Source organism: Sporomusa rhizae, from assembly GCF_041428845.1.
GTDB classification, from domain to species: Bacteria; Bacillota; Negativicutes; order Sporomusales; family Sporomusaceae; genus Sporomusa; species Sporomusa rhizae.
Window position 1 is genome coordinate 738,720 of record NZ_CP156925.1, and the last position, 25,823, is coordinate 764,542.

The following is a 25,823-nucleotide window of genomic DNA, read 5'->3' on the forward strand; positions in this document are numbered from 1 at the left end:
ATACACTGATTACCGCTATTTCTATGTAAACCATCCCCGAAGTATCCCATTTATCATTTATTTGGAAGGAAGGATAAAAATGAATAAGATTGAACAGTTACAAAAAGTTATTTCAAGCAGTGATAATATTGTGTTTTTCGGCGGGGCGGGAGTGTCAACTGAAAGTGGAATCCCTGATTTTCGGAGTGTTGACGGATTATACAGTAAGCATTATCAGTATCCGCCGGAAGTGATGCTGAGCCATACATTTTATGTTGAGCATACAGCCGAATTCTTCGATTTTTACCGGGATAAGATGATTTTTTCTAAAGCCAAACCGAATAAGGCCCATTATAAGCTGGCCGAGCTGGAACATGCCGGTAAACTGAAAGCAGTTATAACGCAAAATATCGACGGATTGCATCAAATGGCGGGAAGTAAGACCGTGTTAGAACTTCATGGTTCCGTAAAGAGAAATTATTGTAAACGCTGCAATGCTCTTTTTGATGAGAAATTTATATTGGAAAGCGCAGGAATTCCAACTTGTTCTTGCGGCGGCGAAGTTAAGCCTGACGTGGTTTTATATGAAGAGGGGTTGGATTGGGACACCATGCAGCGGGCTCGAGCATTGATAGCGAAAGCCGACGCACTGGTTGTTGCAGGCACCTCTCTGGTAGTGTATCCTGCCGCCGGACTAATTGATTATTATCGCGGCAATAACCTGATTCTAATTAACCGGGCGTCAACCTCTACTGATGCGCGAGCTAATCTTTTAATTCAGGCCAGTGTCGGCGAGGTACTGGGGCAAATTTCTATAGAATGAAGGGATATGAATTGACAAAAAAACAAAAGGACAGCTTTCCGTCAGGCCCAGGTACGGTTGCTGATCATATTGTTGGGGTTAGCGACAAGATAACAGTTGGCAAAAAACGATTAATAATTATGGGGTGAACTGAGGGACGATCCTGTTTTGGCAAGTATACTGCTGCGGTGCGGTAGCAGAATAGGGCCATAGAAAAAATTCTCTTTTTCGTTTGGCAAAAAATGCTATAATAGGTGTACAGGCTGCTCGGGGGACGGTTAGCCCCTTCCTTTTTAGGAAGGGGGTGGGAGAATGACTATTTACGAAGCATTGACATATAGAATTTTTAAATTTAAAAAGCCCTGTAAAATAAGGATTCACGGTGTCTGCTTTTTTTCTTTAATCTGATTTGGGGACAGATTGGGGACGGTTTTTTTTATTCGGGTTAAATTTGTCAAACTTTTGGGCAGCAGTTTTCTTCATCGATTTCGTTGCGTGCAGGTATACTTCAGTCGAACGTTGGCTAGCATGTCCTAGACGGTCCCTAACGGCCTCAACCGTTACGTCATGCTCAAGCAAATAAGTAGCCGACGTATGACGTAGTCCATGTAACTTAACATGACGGAATTCATTGTTTTTGAGAAACTTAGTCCACCAGTTTGTTACTGACCCTGGGTGAAATGCCTTGCCATATCCGGCGTGGAATAAGAATTTTCGATCACCACCCTGCCACTTGTCCCCAACAGCTAGCTTGTTTTTCTCCCATTCATGTACGTATAGCGCTAGCTCTTCCATATACCAGTCAGGCATAGGTACTGTTCTGTCTGATGCTTTAGTTTTTGGTGCTTTAATAAGATGCTTTCCTTTTAGCTTCATTGGGATATTTTCGTCAATCGTTAACAGGTTATCCTCGAAATTAAGGTCCGATAATTCAATAGCGACCATTTCTCCACGACGAAAGCCGCCTAGGTACGTCCCCAATATAAGTAGTCGCCAAGTATCGGAAACCTGGTTTAGTGCGTCTAAGATAGCCTCAATTTCATCCTCTTCATAGACAACTATATTTGGGTTAGCTTTATCCGGCCAAGTAACACCGTCACAGGGGTTTTCTTTTAGTGTTTTCCATTCAACAGCAATCGAAAATACACGGTGCAGCTGAATATAAATCTGACGTTGTGTTCCGGTTGAAAGGCACAAAGGCTGATCGTCGTCCCCAACTTTCCCATCTTTGCGGGCATCGGGCGTCCCCAAGTGGGTAACAAAATCAACGACATGCATGGTTTTGATTTCTTCCAGTTTCTTATGTCCGAAAAATGGATAGATGTGAGTTTTAAAGTTACGTTCATAGGTTTCCTGGGTAGACTCAGCCAGTTCCCTTTTTGCATATTTTGGGGTCCAGTGTCGTTCGGCAAACTCTTTGAAAGTCATTCCCCCTGGTTTGATATAGGTGCCAGCCTCGACTTCCGTCTTGAATGTATACCATTCAGCTTCCAGGTATTCTTGAAGCTTTTTCTTTGTTTTGAGCAGGGCGGGGTCATTGATACGAATAGGTTTGGTACGTTTGTCCCGTTTACCGTCGGCGTCGGTCCCGGCCTCAACGATGAGCCGCCAGGAACGCTCGCCGCGTTTCTCGATACTGGGCATAAAAAATCAGTCCTTTCATTGTATATGAAAGGCCAATCGGATATAATATTTTTGAAGGGGTACGATTGGCCTTTTGGTCGATGGTACTGGATAGCCGTTTGGTGTTGGTAGCGCCAGACGGCTATTTTATTTAACACACTCCATCATGCTCCATCAACTCTGTCAATATTCTATGTACTAATTTTGGGTCTGGTTGTTTTTCCGTAAAAACTCTTTTCCATAATTTTATATTTAGGCCGTCCCAGTGTGATTCGGACAGTAAATACAATGCAAACTCATTGGCCTCACGTTCACGTCGAGAAGAAACATACCGTGTACCGGTAGCGTGGTAGTAGTATCCATATCCAGGATGCAGGCGAACATGTCCCAGTTCATGGCATATAGTAACCAATTGCGCAGTTCTAGTAAGACTTTTGTTAATTACGATAATTTTTCTTTTAAGTACTCTTACTAAAAAGCCACGAATCGATTTTGGTAAATCAAGATAAAGAATATCAATTCCTAAATCATCAGCAATATCACGCGGGTTACTAGTTTTTAATTTCTTAATTAAATTAGTTGCGCGTAATTTTATATTCATATTTGAATCCCTCGCTCAGAACGTATGTTCTATAAAAACGCCAAATAAAAAGCGGTAACAATCCTATTTAATGAAATTAGGATTTTTTCCGCTTATTTTTTTGTTTAGCATGCCAAAATACGAACTCAAACGCAGCTTTTAGTTTTTCTCTATCTTCTTCGTTAAGTTCATAAGTTTCGCCATCGAACATAACTTCTGTTTGCTCAAGGAATTTTACTAAATCCTTGGGCTTTTTTGGTTCATCTGAAGCACTTGGTAAAGGAGAATCTCCCATTATCTCATCAGCTGTAACATCGAATATTTTGGTAAGTTTATTTAAGTGTTCAATGTTTAAACGCTTGCCGCCACGACCTGTTTCTAAATCGTAATAATATTGTGGAGATATATTCATTAATTCTGCAATACGATTCCCGGACCGTAGTTGTTTATTAGTATGGGTTGTCCTAATTTTTCTTAAGTTATTCGGAAAATCCATTTTAATGTCATTCCTTTTCGCCTATTTGTTTATATTTTAGACTATTAGACGAAAGAAATCAATAGTCTATTAGACTAAAATAATGAGATATTGGAAGCTATTAGGCGAAATAAAGAGATTATCTTACATATTCTCGCCTTATCGGCGAATTTAACGCTTGTCCATAATCGCCTATAAGACTATAATTCAATTATCAGATCAGACGAAAGGAGGCGACAATATTGAAGGGTTTCTCAGAAGCCGTTAAGACTGAATTAAAAAAGCAGGACATAGATGTACCAACTTTTGCGGAGCAAATGGGTTTTAGTGTTCAGTACATTTATGACTTATTTAGCGGTAGAAACGGTCGTAGATGGAATGCAAACTCAATTGATAGAGCCTGTGAAATCCTGGGCATTGAGATCCAGTTTGTCAGTAAATCGGCATAGAAAGTGAGGTGAACCAATTGAACCCCGTGGAGGCCCTATACACATCCCTCGTCGATGAAATTGCCGCCACCGTAGAACGTCGGGTCATAGAACGGTTACAACAGTTACCTGTTGGCCAAGACCGACGCATGAGTGCTCAGGAAGCTGCCGACTACATTGGCATTGTACGAAATACTTTATACGTGCTATGCAAAGAAAAACAAATCCCTCATATTACTATCGGTGCCAAAGGATCTAAAAAACCAACGTTGATCTTTCAGCAGTCTACCCTGGATGAGTGGCTAAGGCAACAGGAAGTAGAGTCAGTTGCGAAAGGAGGGACAAATCTTGAGTACTAAGCTCCTACTTTTACCCAATGATCAGTACGGTATGGGGATTTACCAAAGCAAAGACATTGTGGCAACCAGTCGGGCGGTTGCTGATATGTTTAGTAAAAGACATGGGGACGTATTAAGAGCGATTGATAATTGTGAGTGCAGTGCTGAATTTAGACAACGCAATTTTGCGTCGTCCTCTTACAAAAACGAACAGAACAAAAAGCAGCCCATGTACTTACTTACCAAAAACGGTTTTGCCTTTATTGTTATGGGTTTTACTGGCAAGAAGGCTGCTCACTTCAAAGAAGCATACATTAATCGATATGAAGAAATGGAAGCCGCCCTACAAGCCCGATACCAAGCGCGAATGGAATGCCGGCAACTGACAGACGCAATTAAGTTAGCGCATGACCCGGTCAAGCCACATCATTTCAGTAATGAAATGAACATGTTGTTGCAAATCATAACTGGCAAAAATGCTAAGCAACTTAAAACCGATCGCACCCTACCGGACACTGCCGCAGTCCGGGATTACCTAGAACCCAATGAAATCAGCTTGTTGGCAGCACTCCAACCTGTAGCCGCGTTCTTAAATGTGACAACGCCGGATTACCAGGAAAGAAAACGATTACTGACAGAGTATGCGGCTAGACTGAGAGTTCCTGGAATAATCGGTCGTAATACAGCGTAAAAACTGGTCAGGGGAGGAAGTGAGGTGAACTAAATGGAGCCAGCATTTGAAACAATAGCTGCCTTTGCAAAACGCGTTAATCTGCCGGATGGTTTTGTTCGGCGCATGGTAAAGCAGGGAGAACTTCCTTGCATTACGACTGGCAAGACGCATGTAAAAATTCATATTGAAGCGGCCCTGGAGGCGATACGGCAGTACGCTGAACGAAAAGCTAGTGAGTTACAGGTGAATATGCCAATACCAATTAATCTGGCAAATATTCCGCAGTTAGTACCACGATCTGAGCGCAAACATAAAGGCCGACCACCGGATGCTGTTAGGTTGGGCCGAAAAGCTAAATAAAAAAAATCCGACATAAGGCCAGACTCGCCCAATGTATGTATACCCATTCAGGTTCAAAATTATGCAGAAAAGGGGGTGAAAAGTTTGGTCAAAATTTCTCGACGCGAGTACTTAGAGCTATTGGAAGTTAAGCCGTACAAGGTTAAGCGCACTAAAAATCGCTTTTGGAAGTGGGGCTAATTGGTGGTGACTTCAAAAAAACCGTAACCTTATAACTTGGCGAACACCTTCCTAAATTCCTGCAAGTTAATAAAAAAGGAGGTTTAAGGTATGACAATCGAACAGGCAGCCCGGCAATTGGCCGAGGCCGTCAAGGCTATAGGCGAGACTATCAAAGATTCTGATCCCAGGAGTATCTATATTGGCAGGGATGACGGCATTTGCATCCATGTACTAGACAAGGAAGTATTCAGGGACATTGTCTCTGATCAAGTCAGCTTGGACTGGCATGGCGACCAAAAGAAGTATTGCAAGATGGTCAAGCGGGTGATCGGTATTAACTTCTTTACGCTAATAGAAGCGAATAACATTCCTGATGAGTCTAGGGTTCAGATTCCGCCAGATGTTGCAGAAAAGGCTATGGACCTAATGAGTAAACAGGAGGCGTCAATATGTTAGATATCAATGGGATTTTTCAAAAGGCACAAAAGAGCAAAACAGATACATCCGTCATGTTCGAAATGGCCGGGCAACAGCCGGTGAAAGCCAAAATCACCATTGAAATACCTGGTCAAGAGCCGGTTGTATTCAATGAGCTTGATGAATATTTGGTCTTTACCCGTTCCGGCAAACAGATGGGAAGCATATTAATCACAACGCTCCCCTTTATGATTTTTGTAGCGAAAGTACTCAAAGAAAAGATTTGTGAAGCAACTGCCAGTGTTACAGATAAATTTTTATGAATGGGAGGTGAGCAAAGTGTCCAAAGTCAACATCATGGCTAACCACATCCTCAGCCTAATCAAGTTGTTTGAATTTGCCCCGGGCGAGGCTCTAATGGTTCTTAGTCAAGTAAAGCAAGAAATCAAAGCTGAAGAAAAGAAGGAGGCGTAACATCTTGCCAGTATGGTTTCAGATCCCCGCGGCCGTAATAATTGGTTTAGTCGTGGCCGTTATAACTGCCACCGCTATAGCCGCTAAAGAGCTAGGTGATTGGCGCGCGCTGCGGTTACAGTTTGTCGTTAATAACCGAAGTCACAATGAAAGGATTAGGGATAATGACTAATTCCCGCTGCTGGTGCCGGCGCTGCGCGAATAGCACTTGCGGAGCTAATCAGTGCAAAACAGATCCTTGCCCTGAGGTTTGTGAGTCAATGTTTGGCTGCTCTGATTTTATTCCTCAAAAAGGAGGTGACTATCAGAATGATTACCGCCAAGGTTCAGCAAGGAAATTTCGTAATTACGGCCAGATTCCATAATGCAATCTATCAAATTCAAGGTTCTCAGTCTCATGTTAACCAGGAACTTAGTGACAGAGTAATTCCGCGCATAAAAAAAGCCGCCCAATAAAGAGCGGATAGAAAATTTACGTTACGTTAATTTTAGCACACTGAAAAATAAATAACAATGGGAGAGTGACTATATGAAAGTGCAATTCAATCAATGGAATTGCCAAGTAGTTTTTGGTAAATATCAAAATGGTGAAACCGCAATTCAATTAATAGATGCAGAGGATGGTTGTCCGGTAGCTACTGCAACCGTATGGATTCCTAACCTTAAAACAGATGAAATTGCAGTAAAGGACTACTCGGAAAACTCTGGTATGTTAAAAACTTTGATTGATGCCGGAATAGTAACTGAACCGCATAGGCATGAGCGCAGTGATTATGTTTCAATCCCAGTGTGTAAATTAGTCAAACGGGAGGCGTCAGCGTGAAATCAACCGGTATTGTTCGTAAAGTGGACGAGCTCGGCAGAGTCGTTATTCCCATTGAGCTGCGCCGCACGCTAGATATAGAGATAAAAGATGCTCTCGAAATTTATGTTGATGGTGACCGCATTATTCTTAGAAAATACGAGCCTGCTTGCGTGTTTTGCGGCAATGCAGCTGATGTAACTAACTTCAAAGGCAAGCTAGTTTGCCAGGATTGTCTGGATTCAATGTGTGCAATCATACCAATAGAGAAGGGAGCATAGCCATGGGTAAAGCAGCAAAGTCACACCGGTTGCCTTATTCCAAGCCCAAAGCAGAGACCGATTTAGGCAGACCAGCATCAACCAGAGCAGGCTATCATCCGGTGCATTGCATAAAAAATAATATTCCGCTTGACCAGGCATTCTGTTTGAAGCCTGAAGACTTAACGGAATCTGATTATCGCACCTTATTTGACCACGGTACCCGCAAGCAAACAATCAAACGGTTATATGGCTTTAGAAATGATGCCGAATTCTACAAGTGGCTTCGAAGCCATGATCTCTATCCATCATACACCCCGACGTCGCAAGATTTGTCGAGCCAGGCGGAATCACCTGTCGATGATCCGGTTGCTGAATCATCAATACCAAATCAATCATCAATAGAAACTAAGGACGAAGTTATCATCGATCCCGCTAAATTCTCAGAACTTATGTCCGAATTATTAACCCCGGAAACTACAATTACCCCTGACTATAAGGCATCAATTTATAAAGACTTCAGCTGGTTTTACGGCCAACGGCCAATAATCCCTATATTAACGGTATATGAAGATGGCCGGTTCGCGGTACCTGTTGCAATTCGTAAGAACTTCGAAGCGTGTTTATGTATTGCTGGCTTATCTTCGGACGGCAAATGTTTAGTAATAGCCCCTACCGAAGAAAGCGGTTTTAGATTAAAGCATAATCAGGTCAAATACCGTGATATTGAGATTAGTAAAGCCTTAAGTAAGCTTGGGATCACCTTCCCGGCAAGGTACACAATGAAATGGAATGAACCGGAGCAAGCCTGGGAAGGAACGTTAATTTTAATTGTTGTATAGGACAAGACTTCCCCAATATATCTTATGCAGATACAAATTATGTTATGCATGAAAGGAGATTTTTTATTGGCATATATTCAGTCAATAGATATAAAAGGTTATCAATCTCATGTTGCCAGTAGCTTTACTCTTAGTCCTGGCTTAACAGTAATAACCGGTCCTACTGACTCCGGGAAAACAGCCATTATCAGGGCGCTGCGCTGGGTAGTATTCGGCGAACCAGCCGGCGAGGATTTTATAAACAAAGCCGTTGGCGAGGCGTTAGTACAAATCGTTATGAGTAGCGGCATCATTGTTACCAAGAATCGGCGTAAAGGAAAAACCGCCTACGGAATAACCTATCCGGACAATACTATCCAACTATTTGAAAAAGCAGAGGTACCGGAAGAAGTTATTAAAACCTTAGGCATCACGAAACAATCCTTCGGCGATATTGAACTGGCGCTAAACTTTGCATATCAATTAGAGGCCCCTTTCCTGATCAGCGAGCCGGCCAGCGCCGGGGCCAAGGTATTAGGTAAAATCGCCGGTACCGAAGTCGTAGATCTGGCCTTTAAATCCGTAGCCAAGGACCGGCATGCGGCCAACCAGGAACGACTGCAGTCAGATAAAGAGGTTGAGCGGATTACCGAACAGTTAGAGGCCTATGTTGACCTAGATATGTTTAAAGATCTGGTCGAGTCCTGCGAGCTGCTGTTAGCTCAATTCGATGAAGCAGCCGCAAAAAAACAGCGCCTCAGAGATTTGAAAGATAAAAACGATTCCCTCGCTCTATCTATCGGCAAGCTGTCGGAGGATCTGGCCATGCTTTCAATTGTTCCGGATCTACTTACCATGATGCAAGAAGTTGACTCACAGCAGCTGCGGCTAGTCACTTTGGCCGCGCTGCTGCAGCAAAACAGTAAACTGGATGCCGCTATTACCGATTACGCCGGCGAGCTCAGCTTATACCTTCATATGCCGGAGGCTGCAGAAGAAATGCAGCTGCTTGACGTAGCGCTAGTGAAGGTAGACAAACTACTTGAACTGGAGGACCAAGATGCCCGGCTGATAGAGCGGCTTCGAAAAGCCAACCAGATCCTCGACTCCACGAAAGATATTGATATTGCCCTGGCTGATGTAAGCAATTTAGACACTGATATTAACCGCCTTGAGCAGCTGAAAAATTTATACTCCCGCCAGCAGAACTTTGACCATTATATTCTTCAGCGTCAGCAAATTATTACTGATACTTCGCAGTTTGTTGACCATGTACAGCTGTTGTTATCTGATCTGCCTGAACGGCAGGAGCGGTACCGGCGCATGGTGGAGCTGCAATCCCTATTTCAAATTAAGGACAATACTTACCGGCAAGCCTCGGTCCGGATCCCGGCCGCTGAAAAGGCGCTCGCAGATCAGGAGCAAGTACTGCGGGATTTATGGTCCGAACTGAAAGTCTGCCCGTTATGCGAGCAGCCGATTTTGAAAGGAGATAGGATTCATGGACATTAGAACTAGAATAGACTCCGCGAAAAGCAATCTTAAGCGTGCGGAGCAGGCGAAGACGGTGGCCGAAACGCAGAAGACCGAGGCCGAGAAGCAACGGGATGAAGTGATTCAAAAGATGTTAGCTGAGGGGGTAACTCCGGAAACAATCGCTGGCGAAATAGCAAAGCTTGAGACAGCTATCGAAGAAACCCTCACTAAAGTTGAGAGTCTTATTCCTAAAGTGTAGGAGGCTGCCATGAGTTTACGTGATTTGCTTCAGCAACAGCCAAAAACAATAAATTTAGCATCAGGAACGTCGGCGGCTGCCTGCCCGGTACCTAACACTTACCGCGTCAATAAAATCAAGCTGGACGTCCAGCAGGCAGCAAAAAAGATAACTACAAGGCAAGGGGAACGGGATCTACTTATACGCCAGCAAAACGATGCCATCTTGCGCCAGGTAACAGCAGAAAGGAATCTGGATTTGTTTGATAAGATACAAATTCTGCTGCAAAAAACTTCCGACTTTGCCAGACAGCAGGCGAAAACCCGTATTGAAGAGATTGTTACCAGTGCGTTAACGGTTGTATTTTGTAAAGACTACCGGTTTCGCCTTAGCCTTGATGTACGGGCCAACCGGCCAGAAGTTGATTACTGGCTGGAATCTGAGGATATTATTACGCAATTAAAACCGCCTGATTTCGATAGGGGGGGCGGGGTGACCGATGTAGTCACCTTATCCCTGAGACTGGCCATAGCGGAGCTAGCTGGGGTTCAGGGGCCTATCCTGCTAGATGAGGTAGGCAAGCATGTTAGTGCCGAGTATGCGCCTAATGTGGCCTATTTCTTGAAAGAGTACAGCCAGAAGTTTAACCGGCAAATCATCCTGATCACGCATAACGAGGCCCTGGCGGAGATCGGCGAGGTTAGCCTGGCCGTATCTCAAGCTAATGGCAAGAGTGTGGTGAAAACGGTATGAATCCCTATTTTTCTAAACGAGAGAAAGAGAATTTTGTCAGGCTAAAATTGCTTTTCGGGCTTTTAGATCTAATCATTGAGGACTATGACAAATCGAATAAGCTTGATAAAGATTTTATGGCTAATTTACGGCGCACAAGAACATATACGCAAAAAACACTTAATCGTAGAATCGGATTTTTGGATTCAAGTGCAAAAGACGATCTTGATGTTACTGTGTCAAGAATGGAGCTGTTGTTTGTTCCTAGACGCGAAGTTGTTAAGTACTATCAAGAAATTGAGAAGCTTAATTCAATAGTTCGATTAGAGCAAGAGGACTTTAGTGATTGGTTTGAGCTCATGATTGAGTACGCTTGTAAAACATGCGCAAGAAGTGACTTTAAGAATTGCAGAGCGCGTCAAATTTTAATGAAAATTGGTATGTATCCTTATAACCCGGCTGCCGTCAATCAGTGTCAGTACAGCTACGTTGAAACGGATGAGCAACAAGGTATTGGTGTTATTGGTGACACGCTACTTAAAGCAAAGAAAAAGAAAGGAGGCACCAGATGAAATTCCTATTTGTTGGAGATTTACATTTACGCGGTACCAATCCCCGCAACCGCATCGATGACTATAAAGAAGCAGTCAAAGCAAAACTCCGGGAAGTGTTCGCCTTGGCCGTACAGCACCAGGTTAAAGCTATTCTCTGTCCAGGCGATATCTGGGACCGTCCGGAAGTGTCGATTGGCGTACTGGTCGAGTTCATGCAGGTGTTCCGGGAGTGCCCGGTTGATTTCTACACTTGCGCCGGCAACCATGATATTCACGGGTACAACCTAGATACTTACGATCGGACAAGCCTGCGGCTGCTGGCGGAGCTGGTGCCGAAATTTCATGTTATCCATGAAGATTCAGTATGGTTCAATGATGGTATTTTTGCTAACTGCAACGTAGCGGTTTCTTTCAGCCCTTACAGCGGCAAAATGGATCGAGAAGGGTATGGATATGATTATCCCCATGACGTTGGCGAAAGTCTGTTACGTATTCATATAGCCCACGGCATGCTGCTCGACCACACGCCGCCCTTTGACCGGTTCACGCTCATCCAGGATGTTCAGACCACGGCTGACCTGATTCTTACCGGCCATGACCATCATGGCTTCGGCATCTACCGGCGCGCCGACGGCAAAGTGTTTTGCAACCCGGGTAGCCTGACGCGGATCAGCGCCAGCACCGGTGAAATGGAGCGGCCGATACAAGTAGCATTGATTGATGTGCATGATAAAACCGACTTTACTATAGACTTATTGCCGCTTAAATCTGCAAAACCAGGTAGTGAGGTGTTGGACCGTTCGAAAATTGAAGCGGATCAAAAGCGACAGTACGCCATGGAAGAATTCGCGGCGCTCATCCAGACAGGTACCGGCGAAAAAGTGCTTCTTAATATTAATGATATTGTTGAGTCCATTGCTGCAACAGAAAAATTAGCGCCGGAAGTGGTGCAAAAAACACTGGCCAAAATTCATGAGCAACAGGCCAATCTTGTATAAAAATTCAAATAGGGAGAGGATACCTTGAAAGCAATTCCAGCGGAATATATTCCGATTATTAATCCGGATAAATTGGCTTTTACCTTAAACCAACTTGATGTCGCTTTAGAAAATGTAGTTAAAACCGGCGAAACCCGTGAATCCGCTTATCAGAACAAGGCTGAACTTGTACGGCAAAAAACGCAATGCGAAACTGATATCAAACTCGCCGAAGCGGATGCCTTTATGAATACCCAAGGTGAGGGAAAAGAACAGCATGGGCTTGTTGATGGCAAGAAAATTATGCTCAATAATGATGCCAATCGTGATGCCTATCGCCGTTCCTACTCGGCTAAAGAACGCCGTGAACTGGGTAACGTAAACGCTCAGCTAAATTCCTTAGATGTTGACTACTACCGGGCGAATGATGCTTGGGCTGCAGCTGTAGAAGCATCCAATATTATAAAATCCAAAGCCGGGCTGCAAGCCGCGCTGCTCAATTTTTTGGCAGGAAAAGAATAGAAATGTACTGTTCTTTGTGCGTTCATACCGAGGATGTAAAACTTCACCGGAAGGTTTGTAGCCGTGGTATGGTTTGGTGCAAGAAAAAAGGTAAACCGGTTAGTGTGTGCCACATTGCCTGCTTGGCGTTCATTTCTAAATTTGCTGATAAGGGAGAGATAGATGAACATACATGAAATCCAAAAGGAGCGCCTGAAGCGGGGAGAAGACTTTCAAAAAGAAATCAGGCGCAGCTGGCGGCTTATCCCCAATATTTGGCGCATGCGGATTACAGATGGTGGTGCTGGTACCCGTCCAGGGGATGAAATAGTCCTCACGGCTATAGGAAACTTCTTAGTTGAAATGAAGCGAACTGCGGGAGATCGGTTTGAACTTAGTATGTTGCGCCCTAACCAGCTGCATGGCTTACGAGACTTTGATCGAGCATTACCGCACAATATTGGGTTTGTATTTGTATCCTTTCTAAATGAACACATTGACGAAGCTTACGCTATCCGATTATCTACCCTCGAGAAATCTCTAAAGCAACGAAATCACCGTTATGTCACAAGAAAAACGCTAAAAGAATCTTATGTAGAAGTTGGTGCCGTATCGATGCCGCGTATTTATTATCATGACCCGGCAAACACAAAACTCTCCGGACCAGCCTACGATCTATCGGAGGTAGTGAGAAAGTGCCAGTTCTTATAACAGTCAGTAATAACATCCGGATCCGAGGAGCTAATACACCGCTCAGGGCAGCTATCACTGCTGCTCTGACGGTGGACAACCCCGTTTACCTGGACCGCAAAGCCAAGCGGCGGCCGACCTGGGGAATTGATAAGAAACTAATGCTTTATGTTTTGGAAGGTATGGACATCATTGTACCTCGAGGTTTTTTAAAAGAACTTCTAAATGAACCACAGTATCAATATGAAAAAGTAATTAACTGGCAAACTACGGTCCTTCCGCCTGTAGATTTTGGCCAATGGAATCCCCGGTACCCACTTAAGGAGGACCAAATACCGGCACTTGTCGCACTCATAGAAGAAAATGGTATTCTGGAAGCTCCTGCTGGTAGTGGTAAAACTGTCATGGGTATGCGCTATATATACGAAAAGAAGCAGCCAGCCCTTTGGCTCACGCATACTAAAGATTTACTATATCAATCTGTAGATAAGGCAAAAGAATTACTGCTTGGTGTTGGACAAGTCGGTATCCTGGGAGACGGTAAACATCAATGGGGCGATGGTAAGCTGATTGTAGCCACAGTACAAACACTGGGTGAGAATCCAAAAATAATCGAAGCCTTAAAGCCTTTAATAGGTACTTTAGCCATTGACGAAGCTCACCATTTTCCTGCAGCAGCTTTTATTGAAGTGGCTGGACAGTTTACGGCCACTAATATGGCAGGCTTTACTGCAACTACAGACAGAAAAGACAGGCTTGAAATTTACATGTACCGTGGTATTGGTCCTAAAGTCTATCAAATTAAACGTAGTGGCCTATATGAGGCCGGCCGCCTGATTAAACCAGATATCCGGTTTGTGTACACCGATTTTGATTATGAGCAAGCCTCCGATCGGAACGAGATCAACTCCATCGATGCCGGTGGCGAGGAATTGGATTACCGGGCTCTACTTGATACCTTGATCCATGATGAAGCTAGGGCAAAGTTAATTGCCGGCAACATCCTAGATTACGCTAACCTGCCAAGTATCGTTATTACTGAATCAGTAAGGTATTGTTACATTCTCAAAAACATGGTGGAGCGTTTTGCTAAAACAAGATGGGGACAGGTACCCAGAATAGCTGTCATTCACGGTCCCATCCAGCGCTATGCATGGCGCGCGGCCGGTACCGAACAGGCAGCCAGAAACATCGTTAAAGCCGGTGAGGCTAACAATTGTCGATATAATGACCGGTTGAAGCGCTGGGAGGTGCAAATAGAACAGTATACGGCCCAGGAATATAAAGACTGGCAAATCCCAAATGCAAAGCGTCAGCATCGCATGGAAGCCTGCCGGAACAAAGAGGTAGATATCTTATTTGCAACTCAGCTCGCCCGGGAGGGGTTAGACCTGCCACATCTGAGCGTTGGCCATATGGCAATGCCAAAACGTGGTGATGCCGTAGGTTCAAAGAACGGTGCAGCTGTAGAACAGGAGATCGGACGGATCATGCGGCCGGATCCTACTAACCCCAAAAAGCAAGCGATTTGGTTTGACTATGTTGATTACAATGTGGGGGTGTTCAAAAGTCAATATTCCAGCCGGCGCAGCGTTTACAAGCGCCTGGGCTTAAAACTACCTAACAAGCCTCGTTCTGAGGCTGAGAATATGGATAAATTCTTAGGTTCAATGACCTGGTAAATAATTTACGGAGGATGATTTTATGAGTAACGTAACGACTGTAAATAATTCTGTAGCTGCTGTGGTTAACACCAACTATATAACAGCAATGCTTGAGAGTATCAAACAAGATTTCGTAACTGTAAATGAAGGCATGGATTTTGATTTCGTCAATATCGGTACATGGCTATATATTGACAAGAAAGGAAATTTTGTAGAAAAAGACTCTAATAATGCGGTGATCGAAAACTATGGTGACAGTATTGATGTTGTGGTAGGCTACGGCGAGAAACGCTGGACGCTTTGGGGTAAGAAAGAATCTCCAGAAGAGGGGGTGCTCATTACTTCGAAACGAGAAAAAGAAGAAGCCGAACAAGAGCTAAGGGCCTTTTTAGAGGAAAATCCGGAAGCACAAACGCGTTATGATGAGGGTTCCTTGGATCTGAGATATGTCGCATATGTCGTGCCGGTGTCCACATTGACTGCAGATGGTTTTCCAAAAATTTACTTGTTGGGTTTCCCTAAGACTACGACCATTCAATGGGGTAAATATGCCCAAGGAATTTATCTTGGCAAGGGTGTGACAGCTATGGTTCCGCCTCGAACCGGCATTAATCGAGTAGTTACAAGAATGACAACTTCTGAAAAAGGATCCGGAGATCAAACGTGGGTCGGCATTGATTTTGAGGCCGTTGGTTTATTCGATCCGCGCGACTACGGCATAGACTGGAATCCTGTCCAGTCGCCGGCATCATCTTCGGCTGTAAATACCCAGGAACATACCAAAGCAAAGCTCTCAGCGGACGCTGACGCATTTTAAATAGGATAGGCCGCCTTGTCCAAAGGGTGGGGCGGCCTATTTTTACAAACAGAATGTTGTGTGAAGAAGGCGCAATTATGGCGAGCAATGCAAAGCTGCCTATCTGCATAGAAGAAGATCTTTTTATAGAATACGAAAAGATTATTCATTATGCGATTAAGCGCTACTATCCCTATCGGCCGAATGTTGAATATGAGGATTTATTTCAAATCGCTAGTATTGCACTATTAACCGCACGAAGAAAATACGACCCCACCCGTGGAGCCAGCTTTGTAACATATGCTTTACTTCATATGAGATCTGCTTTATATAAGGAAATGCGGCGGAATACTGCGCGGAAGAGAAAAGGGATAGTTTTGTCGCTGTTCCAGAATTTAGGAGAAGGTCAAGCGCGATTTATTGATATTATTCCTGATCCTACTACAACGGAAGGATATAACCTTTATTCAAAAAGGGGGATGCCTATGGCAAATACACGAAGTACAACGAAAAAGGTGCCAGAAGCACCAACTGTTACCAAGCTAGATCTGTCCTCATTCATTGTATTTAATGCAAATAATGCAATGGTAACGAGAAATTCTGCATATATAACGGTCACAAAGAATGGGAAAATCACTATGTCATCTGAGGTTGGCAAGAAGTTTAAAACAGGCGAGACGTTAGAAATATTGCTTAACCAGGCAGGTAACATCATTGTTGTTCGCAGTTCTACTTCTGGCATTCGCTGCCGGCAAAACGGTAAGAATTCCGAAGGTAAAATTATATCCTGCGCCAATGCCAAATTATTTATGGAATCTAAAAAAATGGCACTTCCAGCCAGATTTCGCGCTGAATGGGATGAAGAAATATTGGCATGGGTAGGGCGACAGTAATTCAAAAGGAGTGAGAGTATGGCAGCTGAGTTTTATGATGCGTCTGAGGACTTAGAAGCCTTGGCGCGCGAGATCATTCAAGAGCATCACAGCCACTTGGTAGAGGCTGATATTAAATACTTATTCCGGACCGGCAACTGGGAAGTTAAGAAACGCGACACCTGGGGCCAGGCTAAGAAAGTCGGCAAAGAAGTTAATTTCCTAACCGGTTATAATTTTATCATCACTGTTCACCGTGATGTTTGGGAGCAACTGAGCCTGAATGATAAACGAGCACTGCTGGATCATGAGCTGCAGCATTGTTCCGCCGGTACTGATGATGCCGGCAATAAGGTTTGGTATATTCAAGGCCATGACGTAGAGGACTTTCATGCTATTATTCGCCGCCACGGGCTCTGGTCACCGGCGCTCAGGAAGATGGAAGGTTTATTGAATCAGACGGAATTGGATCTTGAGTCGGAAGACGCGGATCCAGAAGAGCATTTGGCGGCCCTGCCTGGCGGGGAACCGGCAGCGATTGGCGGCCGGCCAGAGCTTCGGGTGATATCATCAAAACCGGTACAAGAGTTGCCACCGCCGGAAGAGGACGCTAATGATGAACAGGAACCGGATGACATTATAGTGGATGCTGATATTATTGACATTGAAGTTATCCATGATACTGGTACGGAGGCCTGAGATGAGTGCGGTTACACTTGAGAAATATGCATCTCTGGGTAAAATTTTGTTTGAAGCGTTCCAGTGTGCCGATCAAAAAGGACTTGATTGTCCCATTATAAAGCTGATTGAGGACTGCGATGAATGCCCGTTTGGCAAAGCTTGTGATTTGATTATTGAGCTGGAGAAGCATGTCCAAGTTCAAGGTAATGGCCGGACGCAAAAAGAAATGGTTAGTTATCCATGGATAGACGCAAAAGCGGTTATAGAATTTTTAACGATTTGCGAGGAGCCGTTAGCAATAGAAATTAGGCAAATGCTGGTTGACTTTATAAAATCCCATACCCGTAACGCTGAGTTAGGGCTGGTAGTAAATAAAGGTTTTACAGAAATAATCCCGTTTGCGCCGTGTGCAGGTAATTACGAATCAGAAGAATGTAATAAGATAGTACAAACGACAAAAGGATGCGTATTGCAATATTACTGCCGACTGAGAGATGGGAAGGGTGGGGCACGTTAGGACTTAGGACGGCGTACTGAAATGATTGAGGGCAGCATTAGCTGCCTTCTTTTACCCGGGGAGAGGGGATGATTTAATGTGCAAGAGAACATAGATACACTTGTAGATTGGAAACAATTTTATTCACAGTACTTACCGGGATTAAAAACTAAAGGCGATGAACTACACGGCCTTTGTCCCTTTCATAACGAGAAAAATCCTAGTTTTGGCATCAAAATTAAGACTGGTCAATATAAATGCCTTTCGTGCGGCGCAAATGGCAATGCGTGGACGTTTTTGCAGGAATACAAAGGCGTGACAAAAGAGCAGGCAACCAAAACTATTTTTGATTTTGCCGGCATTAAACCCCCTGAAAAGTCACAAGCAAAGAAGAAACCTGCATTTACTGTCGAGGAATATGCGTCCGCTAAACATTTGGATCTTGCTAAGCTGCAAGAATACGGGATAAAAAACATTTCTAGCAAAATGTCGATTCCCTACATGGATGAAAAGGGGAATCTTGTCGCTACGCGTTATAGGCATTCCCTTAGTGGCGCGATTAAGTTCTCCTGGCAGAAAGGGTCTAAGGTACATCCTTACGGCCTATGGCAGCTTCAGAAAGCGCGTGAGAAAGGTTTTATTGTAGTAGTAGAAGGTGAGTCCGACTGTCACACGCTTTGGGAATATGGGGTGCCGGCGCTCGGTGCGCCAGGCGCTGACACGTTTCAATCGCGTTGGTCGGTATATTTAAAAGGACTAAATGTTTATTTATACAAGGAACCAGATAAGGGCGGCGAGGCATTTCTGAAAAAGATATGCGTTGGACTTCTGGAAAGTCATTTTTCAGGCCAAGTATATTCTTTTTCGTTACAAGGATATAAGGATCCGTCTGCTCTGCACATGGAAAGCGCAGATAGTTTTTTAGAGAAGTGGCAAGCTGCCATGAACATGGCAAACAAGCTTGATATTCGTATTGTTTCTTGCCTTGCAGAGAAGGTAATCGCGGATCAGCCTTTTGCTCCAATTAAGCCAGATAAATGGCGTTATTCAGAATCAGGCGTTTTCGGTATCGATGCCGAGGGGCGCGATTCGAAGATTTGTCCAATACCAGTTATTTTAACCAGGCGGCTTTTAGATATTGATACCGGTACTGAGAAGCTTGAGTTAGCTTTTCGCCGGCACGGTAAATGGGAGTTTATTAAGGCGGAAAAGTCAACGCTGTATCAAAAGTCTAAGATACCGGAGCTGGCCAATGTAGGGCTGCCGGTATCGAGTGAAAATGCTAAGGAAATGGTATCGTATTTGTTTGATATGGAGTCGGCGAATATTGACTTTTTGCCAACTTCGCAATCCGTGTCACATATGGGATGGATATCGAAAGAGCAATTCCTGCCTGGGCATGCCGGGGATATTGTGCTTGATATGGATGCCAAACGCGCTATGTCCAGTCTGGTTAACGGATTTAGTCAGGCTGGTAGTTTTAATGAGTGGAAAAACTGCATGGAGTATGTGATTAAGAATCCGATCGCGCAGATGATGCTGGCCAGCAGCTTTGCTTCGCCGCTGCTCTACATTATCGGGCACCGTAATTTTATTGTGCATGTATGGGGTGCGTCGAAAGGCGGTAAAACAGCTGCCATGAAAGCGGCACTTAGTGTATGGGGAAACCCTGAGCGGATCATGGTGAGTTTTAATACAACGCTGGTAGGCTTGGAACGAACTTGCGAATTTTTAGCCCATTTACCGTTAGGAGTAGATGAGCGGCAGTTGGCTGGGGACAAGCAGGAGTTTTTGGATAAGCTGGTGTATGCGGTATCGGCCGGCCAGGGCAAGGTGCGCGGCGATAAGCGCGGCGGGTTACAGGCTAAAGCGTTTTGGAATTTAGTGGTACTGACTACCGGTGAGGAATCTCTGGCTGGAGATACTTCGCATTCCGGTGTGCGGACCAGGGCGCTAGAGCTGTATGGTATTCCTTTGCCTGATGAGCGGGAGGCGCAGAATGTGCACAGGGTTACGGACCAGAGTTATGGTTATGCCGGCCAACTCTTTATCAAGCGTGTCCTTGAGAAGCTGAGAGAAAATAAAGAGTTTTTTCATGAGGAATACGCCACCGTGTACAAGCAACTGCAAGAGCGGTTTCAAGGTATCATTCAGCCGCATATTAGTGCGATTGCCATATCGTGCGTGGCGTATTACTGGGCGCGGCAGTGGGTATGGGAGATTCCGGAAGCACAGGCGCGCGAGGAAATGGTTAGGATGGCAGTTTCTACGGTTGAGCTCTTAAGCACAGCACAGGAAGCGGATTATACAGATCGAGCCTGGGATTTTACTACCGCGTGGATTGCGTCGAATGATGAACGGTTTAGTTCTAGTTGTCATAATGAGCAATACGGGCATTTTGATGCTGTAAAACAGCAGTATTGGATTGTGCCGGCAATTTTTAAAAAGGTATTAGCAGAGGCGGGTTATTCTGTGAGCAGGGTGTTACGCGAGTTTCATGAGCGCGGATTTATTGAGGCGCAGAGCGCTGGGAGTGGGAAAATGACCTTCAATGTGATGAAGCGATGGAAGAATAATGCAGTTCGAATGATTGTGATAAATAAGCCCAATGACACGCAACAGTTAACCATAATTTCTTAGTTATTGTTAAGTAGCACGAAAAATGGTTGAAACAAATGGCCTTAGTTGAAGCGCGGTTGAAACATGGTTGAAACATCTATAAACCCAGATAAAACAAGGATTTTTTATTATAAAAATATACATTGTTTCAACGTTTCAACCTACTTTTACATACTCTATACGCACGCGCACACGCACATGCGTGCGCATATGTGAGGCGAAAAATGGTTGAAACAGTTGAAACAGTTGAAACAAATACCGGAATCCATTGATATTCCTGGGTTCTTTTGTTTCAACTATGTTTCAACTAAGTGATTTTGTTTCAACTTCTTATTGAGAACGGGGGGATAAAATGTCTCTTGCGCAACAAAAAAGCTTGTTTGGAGAACCACTGCCGGCATCATCCTTCCGGAGCTCGCCGGTACCGCCATTAACAACGGTTCAGGCAACGGCGCGAAATGAATTGAATAAACCAGAAAACCGTCATCCTCTGGGAAAGGTATTTCAGGATCCACGGCCGGACTTTCAGGAAGATAGTGATCTCTGGGTAATACTTTTGATTGAAGCCGATAAGGTTGATGTTAAGCTGTGGGATGCGCTGCTCGGGTTTCGGTGTGTAGGTACCAGACTTTTCCCGACAGAGGGTGGCGGGTATGTGATTCGCCCACATATCGATCCTACTGGGGATTGTGGCTGGAAGTCGATTGAAGAATATAAAGCGGAGGCGGCTAGATGGCTGGCACCGTTTGGCGAGCAAGTTAAGGAGTTGTTAAAGAATTTAGCAAGGAAGAAGGCTAGCTGGAAAGGGGATGATGGAAATAAATAAAGCCGATATTATAAAACTAGCAGCTGAAGCAGGAGCCAAAGCAGCCTTAGAGGCATGGGAGAAGCAATGGAAAGAAAAACAACGAGAGCAAAAGAATATGCGGCTTTGGAACACTCGAATGCTGCTCAGACATTACAATTCGCTTAAAAAATATTGTGAAAACGCAGTTTATGATCGACAGACGGCGGCTGTATCGGAAAGTCCGGTCGAAATTTTGGAAACATTAGGGAATTGTAGTAAGGAAACCTATATTGAATCTATTAAAAGTAGTGTCCAGCGAACCAGGGTAATTATGACTCATGTGGAAGCAATGCTGCAAATATATAAGATTTTTTGTGACTCTTCAGATCGTTTAGAGGATAAGCGGAGATACCGAATATTAACAGCAACTTACTTTGACGGGATCAAAATTGAAGACATTTGTATCGTTGAAAAAATTGATCGAAGTACTTACTATCGAGACAATCGTGAGACAACTGAAATGCTAAGTGCTTTAATATTCGGGGTTGACGGGCTTTCGGCTATGCGAAAAAGATGAAATTGACGTAAGATTCTAGCCGTGTTAATATGATATTGTGAAATAAATCTAAACAATATCAGCTACTGGCTAACTTAAGTCAGTAGCTTTTTACGTGAATTAATTTACATAAAGTTATTTTAAAACTATGTGCGCCCCATGTGCCTCCAGCCCAGTTCTGACGAGGTCTGACGGTGAATTTTATCTCAAGATATAATTGCTATTATACGACGAGTTTGATATAATTAACTACAATAATAGGCACTTAAACCGCCTGTTATCTATAAAAAAACTCGTCGTATAATGGGGTGAGTATATGATTGATAGTTATCTGGCTGCTATGCAGGCCACCGGCAAAAGTGAACAGACAATTAAAACATATCGTTCACAGCTTCAAAAGTTCATGAATTGGCTTCTTGAAAACAGTGGAACGACTGATGCAAAGGAAATAACCTCGATTGATGCAGTAGAGTATCGCACTTACCTGCAGGAAGTTAGAAAGCTAAAGCCAGCAAGCATTAATACAGCCTTGGCAGCCATTGAAGCCTTTTGTAACTGGATGTTAGAAGAAGGTTATATCAATCATAGACCATTAGCTAAAGTCCGTAAGGTGGAGGAAGTCCAGGAGCCTCCTAAATGGCTAGACAAGTCAGAGAAATATCGACTCATACGGACTGCACTTAACGATAAAAGCAAGAGAAACAGGGCAATTATATTTACCTTACTGCTTGCTGGACTTCGGGTTTCAGAATTGGTCAGCTTAACTCCTGATGATATCATAATTAGCGAGCGCAAAGGCTCAATTACTGTGATTGGTAAGGGCAATAAACGCCGAACGGTACCTATGCCAAAGGACCTTCGGGAATGCTTATCTGATTACTTGGTTGATAATGCCGGTATTACTTGGCTGTTCGGATCCCAACGCGGTGAACAGCTTACAGTAAAAGGCGTGCAGCATTTATGCGCAAGCATTGGCGGAAAAGCTGGTGTAGATGGCCTAACCCCTCACATGCTTAGACATACATACTGTCACGATCTAGTTGGTAAGGGCGTACCGATTGAGATGGTTGCTAAGCTTGCCGGACACTCGAAGATTGAGACAACTAAGATTTATACGCAGCCAGGCGAGCAGGAGATGCAGGCGGCTGTGGAGAAATTGGGGTTTAGTTAATACTGGAAGGGGATGCATTATGAAGCTAAAAACATATTATAGGCCAGATCAGAATGAAAATCCTTGTGGTAATCCTCAAACGAAGGTTATAGATTATTTAATCGTTCCCAGAGTTGGTGATGAGGTCGTAATTGATGGATTGGAGTATGAAGTAAAGCACGTGATTCATGATACTGATGAAAATGATATAGTAATTAACCTAAAGAAACTATAAGAGCCGTAAGGCTCCTTTCTTTTTACCCACGGATCGCTTAGAAATGATAGGTGTGAAAAATAATGCAATGTAAATTTGAAAAGGCTTGGGTCGGTAGATGCAAAAACGTATCATTTCCCGGTTTAGATTATTGTGAAGAACACTCCAAAAGGCAGTGTTCTTGTGGAAATCAAGCTACGCATGATTGTTATGAAACAATGGGTGGCTTTGTGTGTGGTGAGCCTTTGTGTCCAAAATGTGCGTCTGAACATGACCAATGGCACGCAGATGAAAGCAGGAAGTTTATGAAGAAAATCGAGGAAACAAGAAAACAACGATTATTAACCGTCCAGTAGACGGTTTTCTTTTTACCCTAAAGGCAGGTGATAACAATGTCAGACCAATATACAGGTGAATTCGACGATGAATTCTTAAATGAAATAAAATCCATGGAGCCGCCTCCTTCCCAGGAGAGCGGCCTTTTACTTACCGTACCTTCCGAAGCTGCGCATAATGTTCTCATAGTCAGAGAGCAGCAGGCGATTGAGCAAGCCAAACAGGAAGCGGCAGTCAATAAGCGCAAAACCTACCTCACATCAGAAATACCAGTCCGGCCCTGTACTGCCGACTGTCCCAAGCGGCTCACCTGCCGAGATTTCGTAAAAGGACGGGTTGCTGACCGGGATCTCTGTAAGCCTGAGCTTAGGCAAATTAAGAAATGGCAGGTGGCCTTCCGACGCGGCGAACTCGATAAGATCAAGGATGATGCCGGAGCAGTGGCCGGAGCCATGGCAATCCAGATCCATCGCTTAATTGAGCAGGCTATCCTTGACGGCGTTATAGTCGATAGCGTCAAGCAGGTGATACCAGTTGAAGGAACTGACGATGACGGTAAGCCCTTTGAGCCTATCATCATAAACGAAAAGAAAGCTCACCCAGCCATACAGCAGGCGGCTAATCTCTGTAAAACTCTTGGTATCAATCTTAACGAATTCTTGATGACTCCCAAGGCGGCCAAGGATGCCGGTCCTCAGGTTCAGGTTAATGTTGGCATATCAGCTGAAGAAGTTAATGCTCGGTTCGCGGCCCGGTTTGGACAGCGAAAGCCAGCTGATACCACATGATCGAACGCGGCCCCACAATTATTACCCCTAAAGAACTCACTCCAGGAACATTGGCAGAAGCTCTGGCAACCGAGTCCGGATTTATTGAGCTTTTATCAGACCCAGCAATCCAGTTTGACGACTTTCAGCGAGAATTCTTGGAAAGCTATGAGCGCTTCCAAATCTGGCTCAAAGGTCGGCAGCTGGGTTTTTCTTTTGCCTCGGCAGCCAGGGCGCTGGCCAGAAGTCAGAACCTTGACGATTATACCTGCATTATTAGCTCCTATAAACTTGATGACTCTAAAGAAAAAATCCGTTATGCCAAGCAGATTTACGATTCGTTGCCTGATAACTACAAGAAGCGAAAGCTGGTAGAGAACCAAACCAGCCTTGAATTTGTAGATAAAACTGGACGTAAAAGTGTGGGAACTAGGATTATCGCTCAGGGCAAAGGCCCCATCCGTGGTAAAGGTTCTAACAATGTCCTAGACATTATCCTGGATGAGTTCGCTTTCTTCGGTTCTTTTGATGCTCCAGTTTATACTTCAGCCGTTCCCGTTCTTACCCGGGTAAAGCATGGCAGTCTAACAATCATTAGTACGCCGCTGGGTAAAATGGGCAAGTTCTTTGATATCTGGAGTAATACTAAACGATTTAAAAATTATAAACGCCGGACCGTGTATTGGTGGGAATTTTCCCTGCTCTGTAAGGATGTAGCCAAAGCGCGAAAAGAAGCGCCAAGCATGCCCACCTTGCAGCGTGTAGAGGTGTTCGGTACTGAGCAACTGCACGAACTCTTTAACGCCATGGATTTAGAGAGCTTCCAGCAGGAATTTGAATGTGCTTTTATTGATGACAGCACATCTTACTTCCCGCTTGCCATGGTTTATGCTTGCGTTATGAATGATGAAGCTGAAGATGGCCTGTGCGAACAAGATATTTTGATGGCCCGGGGGTTCGAAGAACTACTACAGAAAACCGTAGGTAGACTCGGAGGCGGCTATGATGTAGGGCGCCGGCGGGACGCATCCGAACTTGCCAGCTTAGACGATACCGGTATGGGTAAAATTCTAAGGCACTTAGCTACATACAAGCAGTCTGATTTTGATCTGCAGGAAAAAGAAATTGGACGTTACTTGACGGTTGCTAAACCGGTGCGACTTTGCATCGATGAAACCGGTCTTGGTATGCAGCTCGCGGAGAACATGCGTAAAAAATACGGCAACCAGGTTGAACAGGTGCCGTTTACCAATGCCAGTAAAGAAGAAATGGCCATTGATCTTCACAAAGAATTTGAGAAAGGGCGGTCCGGAATTCTGATTCCTAACGACCGAGATCTTATTTCTCAGATTGTGGCCATAAAACGGGAAGTAACTACAACAGGGGCTTTCCGCTATTCAGTTGAGCGCAACGAAAAGCATCACGGCGACAAGTTCTGGGCGTTGGCCTTGGCAAACCATGCTATTGAACGGGCGAAAAAGCGCTTTAAAGCATTTACTGACCGTTCAACATTATTCTAAGGA

35 protein-coding genes are annotated in these 25,823 nt (G+C 44.2%); 32 read left to right on the plus strand and 3 right to left on the minus strand.

Annotated features, from left to right (window positions below; translation table 11 throughout):
• Positions 1–79: 79 nt before the first annotated feature.
• A complete protein-coding gene (locus SRRS_RS03355) occupies positions 80–802 on the plus strand; it encodes an NAD-dependent protein deacylase (RefSeq protein WP_371366219.1) in 723 nt (240 codons plus the stop codon).
• A 378-nt stretch (positions 803–1,180) separates the two neighbouring features.
• On the opposite strand, the gene SRRS_RS03360 is transcribed toward SRRS_RS03355, so the two are convergent.
• The 3 genes from SRRS_RS03360 to SRRS_RS03370 form a co-directional block, all read right to left on the minus strand.
• Complete coding sequence (locus SRRS_RS03360) at positions 1,181–2,425, minus strand: tyrosine-type recombinase/integrase (protein WP_371366220.1); 1,245 nt, start codon at positions 2,423–2,425, stop codon at positions 1,181–1,183.
• 130 nt (positions 2,426–2,555) lie between these two features.
• Positions 2,556–3,005: an ImmA/IrrE family metallo-endopeptidase gene (locus SRRS_RS03365; RefSeq protein WP_371366222.1), complete on the minus strand. Its 450-nt coding sequence runs from the start codon at positions 3,003–3,005 to the stop codon at positions 2,556–2,558.
• A 76-nt stretch (positions 3,006–3,081) separates the two neighbouring features.
• Positions 3,082–3,480 (minus strand): helix-turn-helix domain-containing protein, encoded by a 399-nt coding sequence (locus SRRS_RS03370; RefSeq protein WP_371366224.1) that lies wholly within the window; start codon positions 3,478–3,480, stop codon positions 3,082–3,084.
• A 221-nt stretch (positions 3,481–3,701) separates the two neighbouring features.
• Between SRRS_RS03370 and SRRS_RS03375 the strand changes: the two genes are divergently transcribed.
• The 31 genes from SRRS_RS03375 to SRRS_RS03525 all read left to right on the plus strand — a co-directional run bounded on the left by SRRS_RS03375 (position 3,702) and on the right by SRRS_RS03525 (position 25,820).
• A complete protein-coding gene (locus SRRS_RS03375) occupies positions 3,702–3,908 on the plus strand; it encodes a helix-turn-helix domain-containing protein (RefSeq protein ID WP_371366226.1) in 207 nt (68 codons plus the stop codon).
• 26 nt (positions 3,909–3,934) lie between these two features.
• Positions 3,935–4,246, plus strand: coding sequence for a helix-turn-helix domain-containing protein (locus SRRS_RS03380; RefSeq protein ID WP_371369703.1), 312 nt, complete (start codon positions 3,935–3,937; stop codon positions 4,244–4,246).
• On the plus strand, positions 4,236–4,916 hold the full coding sequence (locus tag SRRS_RS03385) for a Rha family transcriptional regulator (RefSeq protein WP_371366227.1): 681 nt from the start codon (positions 4,236–4,238) through the stop codon (positions 4,914–4,916). Before SRRS_RS03380 ends, SRRS_RS03385 begins: the two co-directional genes overlap by 11 nt.
• 33 nt (positions 4,917–4,949) lie before the next feature.
• Positions 4,950–5,258, plus strand: a complete 309-nt coding sequence (locus SRRS_RS03390) for a hypothetical protein (protein ID WP_371366229.1) — start codon at positions 4,950–4,952, stop codon at positions 5,256–5,258.
• Positions 5,259–5,528: 270 nt separating this feature from the next.
• Positions 5,529–5,876 carry a hypothetical protein gene (locus tag SRRS_RS03395; RefSeq protein ID WP_371366231.1) on the plus strand — a complete coding sequence of 116 codons (348 nt, stop codon included), beginning with the start codon at positions 5,529–5,531 and terminating at the stop codon, positions 5,874–5,876.
• Complete coding sequence (locus SRRS_RS03400) at positions 5,870–6,160, plus strand: hypothetical protein (RefSeq protein ID WP_371366233.1); 291 nt, start codon at positions 5,870–5,872, stop codon at positions 6,158–6,160. Before SRRS_RS03395 ends, SRRS_RS03400 begins: the two co-directional genes overlap by 7 nt.
• Positions 6,161–6,176: 16 nt before the next feature.
• Positions 6,177–6,311: a hypothetical protein gene (locus tag SRRS_RS03405; RefSeq protein WP_371366234.1), complete on the plus strand. Its 135-nt coding sequence runs from the start codon at positions 6,177–6,179 to the stop codon at positions 6,309–6,311.
• A 4-nt stretch (positions 6,312–6,315) separates the two neighbouring features.
• Complete coding sequence (locus tag SRRS_RS03410) at positions 6,316–6,483, plus strand: hypothetical protein (RefSeq protein ID WP_371366235.1); 168 nt, start codon at positions 6,316–6,318, stop codon at positions 6,481–6,483.
• A 137-nt stretch (positions 6,484–6,620) separates the two neighbouring features.
• Complete coding sequence (locus SRRS_RS03415) at positions 6,621–6,767, plus strand: hypothetical protein (protein WP_371366237.1); 147 nt, start codon at positions 6,621–6,623, stop codon at positions 6,765–6,767.
• 73 nt (positions 6,768–6,840) lie between these two features.
• Positions 6,841–7,134, plus strand: a complete 294-nt coding sequence (locus tag SRRS_RS03420; protein WP_371366239.1) for a hypothetical protein — start codon at positions 6,841–6,843, stop codon at positions 7,132–7,134.
• The gene (locus SRRS_RS03425) at positions 7,131–7,394 is read left to right on the plus strand and encodes an AbrB/MazE/SpoVT family DNA-binding domain-containing protein (protein WP_371366241.1); all 264 of its coding nucleotides are present in this window, start codon (positions 7,131–7,133) and stop codon (positions 7,392–7,394) included. The genes SRRS_RS03420 and SRRS_RS03425 overlap by 4 nt, the downstream gene beginning before the upstream one ends.
• Before the next feature lie 2 nt (positions 7,395–7,396).
• Positions 7,397–8,215: a hypothetical protein gene (locus SRRS_RS03430; protein WP_371366242.1), complete on the plus strand. Its 819-nt coding sequence runs from the start codon at positions 7,397–7,399 to the stop codon at positions 8,213–8,215.
• A gap of 66 nt (positions 8,216–8,281) precedes the next feature.
• On the plus strand, positions 8,282–9,706 hold the full coding sequence (locus tag SRRS_RS03435) for an AAA family ATPase (RefSeq protein ID WP_371366244.1): 1,425 nt from the start codon (positions 8,282–8,284) through the stop codon (positions 9,704–9,706).
• Complete coding sequence (locus tag SRRS_RS03440) at positions 9,696–9,929, plus strand: hypothetical protein (protein WP_371366246.1); 234 nt, start codon at positions 9,696–9,698, stop codon at positions 9,927–9,929. Before SRRS_RS03435 ends, SRRS_RS03440 begins: the two co-directional genes overlap by 11 nt.
• Positions 9,930–9,938: 9 nt before the next feature.
• Positions 9,939–10,661 carry a hypothetical protein gene (locus SRRS_RS03445; protein WP_371366248.1) on the plus strand — a complete coding sequence of 241 codons (723 nt, stop codon included), beginning with the start codon at positions 9,939–9,941 and terminating at the stop codon, positions 10,659–10,661.
• Complete coding sequence (locus SRRS_RS03450; RefSeq protein ID WP_371366250.1) at positions 10,658–11,212, plus strand: DUF5651 domain-containing protein; 555 nt, start codon at positions 10,658–10,660, stop codon at positions 11,210–11,212. Before SRRS_RS03445 ends, SRRS_RS03450 begins: the two co-directional genes overlap by 4 nt.
• The gene (locus tag SRRS_RS03455; RefSeq protein WP_371366252.1) at positions 11,209–12,192 is read left to right on the plus strand and encodes an exonuclease SbcCD subunit D; all 984 of its coding nucleotides are present in this window, start codon (positions 11,209–11,211) and stop codon (positions 12,190–12,192) included. The genes SRRS_RS03450 and SRRS_RS03455 overlap by 4 nt, the downstream gene beginning before the upstream one ends.
• Positions 12,193–12,216: 24 nt before the next feature.
• On the plus strand, positions 12,217–12,693 hold the full coding sequence (locus tag SRRS_RS03460) for a hypothetical protein (RefSeq protein WP_371366254.1): 477 nt from the start codon (positions 12,217–12,219) through the stop codon (positions 12,691–12,693).
• A 162-nt stretch (positions 12,694–12,855) separates the two neighbouring features.
• Positions 12,856–13,383, plus strand: a complete 528-nt coding sequence (locus SRRS_RS03465) for a Holliday junction resolvase RecU (RefSeq protein WP_371366256.1) — start codon at positions 12,856–12,858, stop codon at positions 13,381–13,383.
• Positions 13,368–15,044 carry a DEAD/DEAH box helicase gene (locus SRRS_RS03470; RefSeq protein ID WP_371366257.1) on the plus strand — a complete coding sequence of 559 codons (1,677 nt, stop codon included), beginning with the start codon at positions 13,368–13,370 and terminating at the stop codon, positions 15,042–15,044. Before SRRS_RS03465 ends, SRRS_RS03470 begins: the two co-directional genes overlap by 16 nt.
• 22 nt (positions 15,045–15,066) lie before the next feature.
• Positions 15,067–15,843 (plus strand): hypothetical protein, encoded by a 777-nt coding sequence (locus tag SRRS_RS03475; RefSeq protein ID WP_371366259.1) that lies wholly within the window; start codon positions 15,067–15,069, stop codon positions 15,841–15,843.
• 77 nt (positions 15,844–15,920) lie between these two features.
• On the plus strand, positions 15,921–16,715 hold the full coding sequence (locus tag SRRS_RS03480) for a sigma-70 family RNA polymerase sigma factor (protein WP_371366260.1): 795 nt from the start codon (positions 15,921–15,923) through the stop codon (positions 16,713–16,715).
• 18 nt (positions 16,716–16,733) lie between these two features.
• Positions 16,734–17,393: a putative metallopeptidase gene (locus SRRS_RS03485; protein WP_371366262.1), complete on the plus strand. Its 660-nt coding sequence runs from the start codon at positions 16,734–16,736 to the stop codon at positions 17,391–17,393.
• Position 17,394: 1 nt separating this feature from the next.
• Positions 17,395–17,892: a hypothetical protein gene (locus SRRS_RS03490; RefSeq protein WP_371366264.1), complete on the plus strand. Its 498-nt coding sequence runs from the start codon at positions 17,395–17,397 to the stop codon at positions 17,890–17,892.
• Positions 17,893–17,970: 78 nt separating this feature from the next.
• Complete coding sequence (locus tag SRRS_RS03495; protein WP_371366266.1) at positions 17,971–20,511, plus strand: DUF927 domain-containing protein; 2,541 nt, start codon at positions 17,971–17,973, stop codon at positions 20,509–20,511.
• Between the two features lie 331 nt (positions 20,512–20,842).
• Positions 20,843–21,316 (plus strand): hypothetical protein, encoded by a 474-nt coding sequence (locus SRRS_RS03500; protein WP_371366268.1) that lies wholly within the window; start codon positions 20,843–20,845, stop codon positions 21,314–21,316.
• Positions 21,300–21,854: a hypothetical protein gene (locus SRRS_RS03505; protein ID WP_371366269.1), complete on the plus strand. Its 555-nt coding sequence runs from the start codon at positions 21,300–21,302 to the stop codon at positions 21,852–21,854. The genes SRRS_RS03500 and SRRS_RS03505 overlap by 17 nt, the downstream gene beginning before the upstream one ends.
• A gap of 295 nt (positions 21,855–22,149) precedes the next feature.
• Positions 22,150–23,004 carry a tyrosine-type recombinase/integrase gene (locus tag SRRS_RS03510; protein ID WP_371366271.1) on the plus strand — a complete coding sequence of 285 codons (855 nt, stop codon included), beginning with the start codon at positions 22,150–22,152 and terminating at the stop codon, positions 23,002–23,004.
• A gap of 19 nt (positions 23,005–23,023) precedes the next feature.
• Entirely contained in the window at positions 23,024–23,218 is a 195-nt protein-coding gene (locus SRRS_RS03515; protein WP_371366273.1) for a hypothetical protein, read from the plus strand.
• Between the two features lie 371 nt (positions 23,219–23,589).
• Positions 23,590–24,321, plus strand: coding sequence for a hypothetical protein (locus SRRS_RS03520; RefSeq protein ID WP_371366275.1), 732 nt, complete (start codon positions 23,590–23,592; stop codon positions 24,319–24,321).
• The gene (locus SRRS_RS03525; protein ID WP_371366277.1) at positions 24,318–25,820 is read left to right on the plus strand and encodes a hypothetical protein; all 1,503 of its coding nucleotides are present in this window, start codon (positions 24,318–24,320) and stop codon (positions 25,818–25,820) included. The genes SRRS_RS03520 and SRRS_RS03525 overlap by 4 nt, the downstream gene beginning before the upstream one ends.
• The last annotated feature ends 3 nt before the right edge of the window (positions 25,821–25,823 follow it).

Coding starts and splice junctions, on each gene's coding strand:
- SRRS_RS03355 (WP_371366219.1), top strand. CDS start 80: ATGAATAAGATTGAACAGTTACAAAAAGTTATTTCAAGCAGTGATAAT.
- SRRS_RS03360 (WP_371366220.1), bottom strand. CDS start 2,425: ATGCCCAGTATCGAGAAACGCGGCGAGCGTTCCTGGCGGCTCATCGTT.
- SRRS_RS03365 (WP_371366222.1), bottom strand. CDS start 3,005: ATGAATATAAAATTACGCGCAACTAATTTAATTAAGAAATTAAAAACT.
- SRRS_RS03370 (WP_371366224.1), bottom strand. CDS start 3,480: ATGGATTTTCCGAATAACTTAAGAAAAATTAGGACAACCCATACTAAT.
- SRRS_RS03390 (WP_371366229.1), top strand. CDS start 4,950: ATGGAGCCAGCATTTGAAACAATAGCTGCCTTTGCAAAACGCGTTAAT.
- SRRS_RS03395 (WP_371366231.1), top strand. CDS start 5,529: ATGACAATCGAACAGGCAGCCCGGCAATTGGCCGAGGCCGTCAAGGCT.
- SRRS_RS03400 (WP_371366233.1), top strand. CDS start 5,870: ATGTTAGATATCAATGGGATTTTTCAAAAGGCACAAAAGAGCAAAACA.
- SRRS_RS03415 (WP_371366237.1), top strand. CDS start 6,621: ATGATTACCGCCAAGGTTCAGCAAGGAAATTTCGTAATTACGGCCAGA.
- SRRS_RS03420 (WP_371366239.1), top strand. CDS start 6,841: ATGAAAGTGCAATTCAATCAATGGAATTGCCAAGTAGTTTTTGGTAAA.
- SRRS_RS03430 (WP_371366242.1), top strand. CDS start 7,397: ATGGGTAAAGCAGCAAAGTCACACCGGTTGCCTTATTCCAAGCCCAAA.
- SRRS_RS03440 (WP_371366246.1), top strand. CDS start 9,696: ATGGACATTAGAACTAGAATAGACTCCGCGAAAAGCAATCTTAAGCGT.
- SRRS_RS03445 (WP_371366248.1), top strand. CDS start 9,939: ATGAGTTTACGTGATTTGCTTCAGCAACAGCCAAAAACAATAAATTTA.
- SRRS_RS03450 (WP_371366250.1), top strand. CDS start 10,658: ATGAATCCCTATTTTTCTAAACGAGAGAAAGAGAATTTTGTCAGGCTA.
- SRRS_RS03455 (WP_371366252.1), top strand. CDS start 11,209: ATGAAATTCCTATTTGTTGGAGATTTACATTTACGCGGTACCAATCCC.
- SRRS_RS03465 (WP_371366256.1), top strand. CDS start 12,856: ATGAACATACATGAAATCCAAAAGGAGCGCCTGAAGCGGGGAGAAGAC.
- SRRS_RS03475 (WP_371366259.1), top strand. CDS start 15,067: ATGAGTAACGTAACGACTGTAAATAATTCTGTAGCTGCTGTGGTTAAC.
- SRRS_RS03480 (WP_371366260.1), top strand. CDS start 15,921: ATGGCGAGCAATGCAAAGCTGCCTATCTGCATAGAAGAAGATCTTTTT.
- SRRS_RS03485 (WP_371366262.1), top strand. CDS start 16,734: ATGGCAGCTGAGTTTTATGATGCGTCTGAGGACTTAGAAGCCTTGGCG.
- SRRS_RS03490 (WP_371366264.1), top strand. CDS start 17,395: ATGAGTGCGGTTACACTTGAGAAATATGCATCTCTGGGTAAAATTTTG.
- SRRS_RS03500 (WP_371366268.1), top strand. CDS start 20,843: ATGTCTCTTGCGCAACAAAAAAGCTTGTTTGGAGAACCACTGCCGGCA.
- SRRS_RS03505 (WP_371366269.1), top strand. CDS start 21,300: ATGATGGAAATAAATAAAGCCGATATTATAAAACTAGCAGCTGAAGCA.
- SRRS_RS03510 (WP_371366271.1), top strand. CDS start 22,150: ATGATTGATAGTTATCTGGCTGCTATGCAGGCCACCGGCAAAAGTGAA.
- SRRS_RS03515 (WP_371366273.1), top strand. CDS start 23,024: ATGAAGCTAAAAACATATTATAGGCCAGATCAGAATGAAAATCCTTGT.
- SRRS_RS03520 (WP_371366275.1), top strand. CDS start 23,590: ATGTCAGACCAATATACAGGTGAATTCGACGATGAATTCTTAAATGAA.
- SRRS_RS03525 (WP_371366277.1), top strand. CDS start 24,318: ATGATCGAACGCGGCCCCACAATTATTACCCCTAAAGAACTCACTCCA.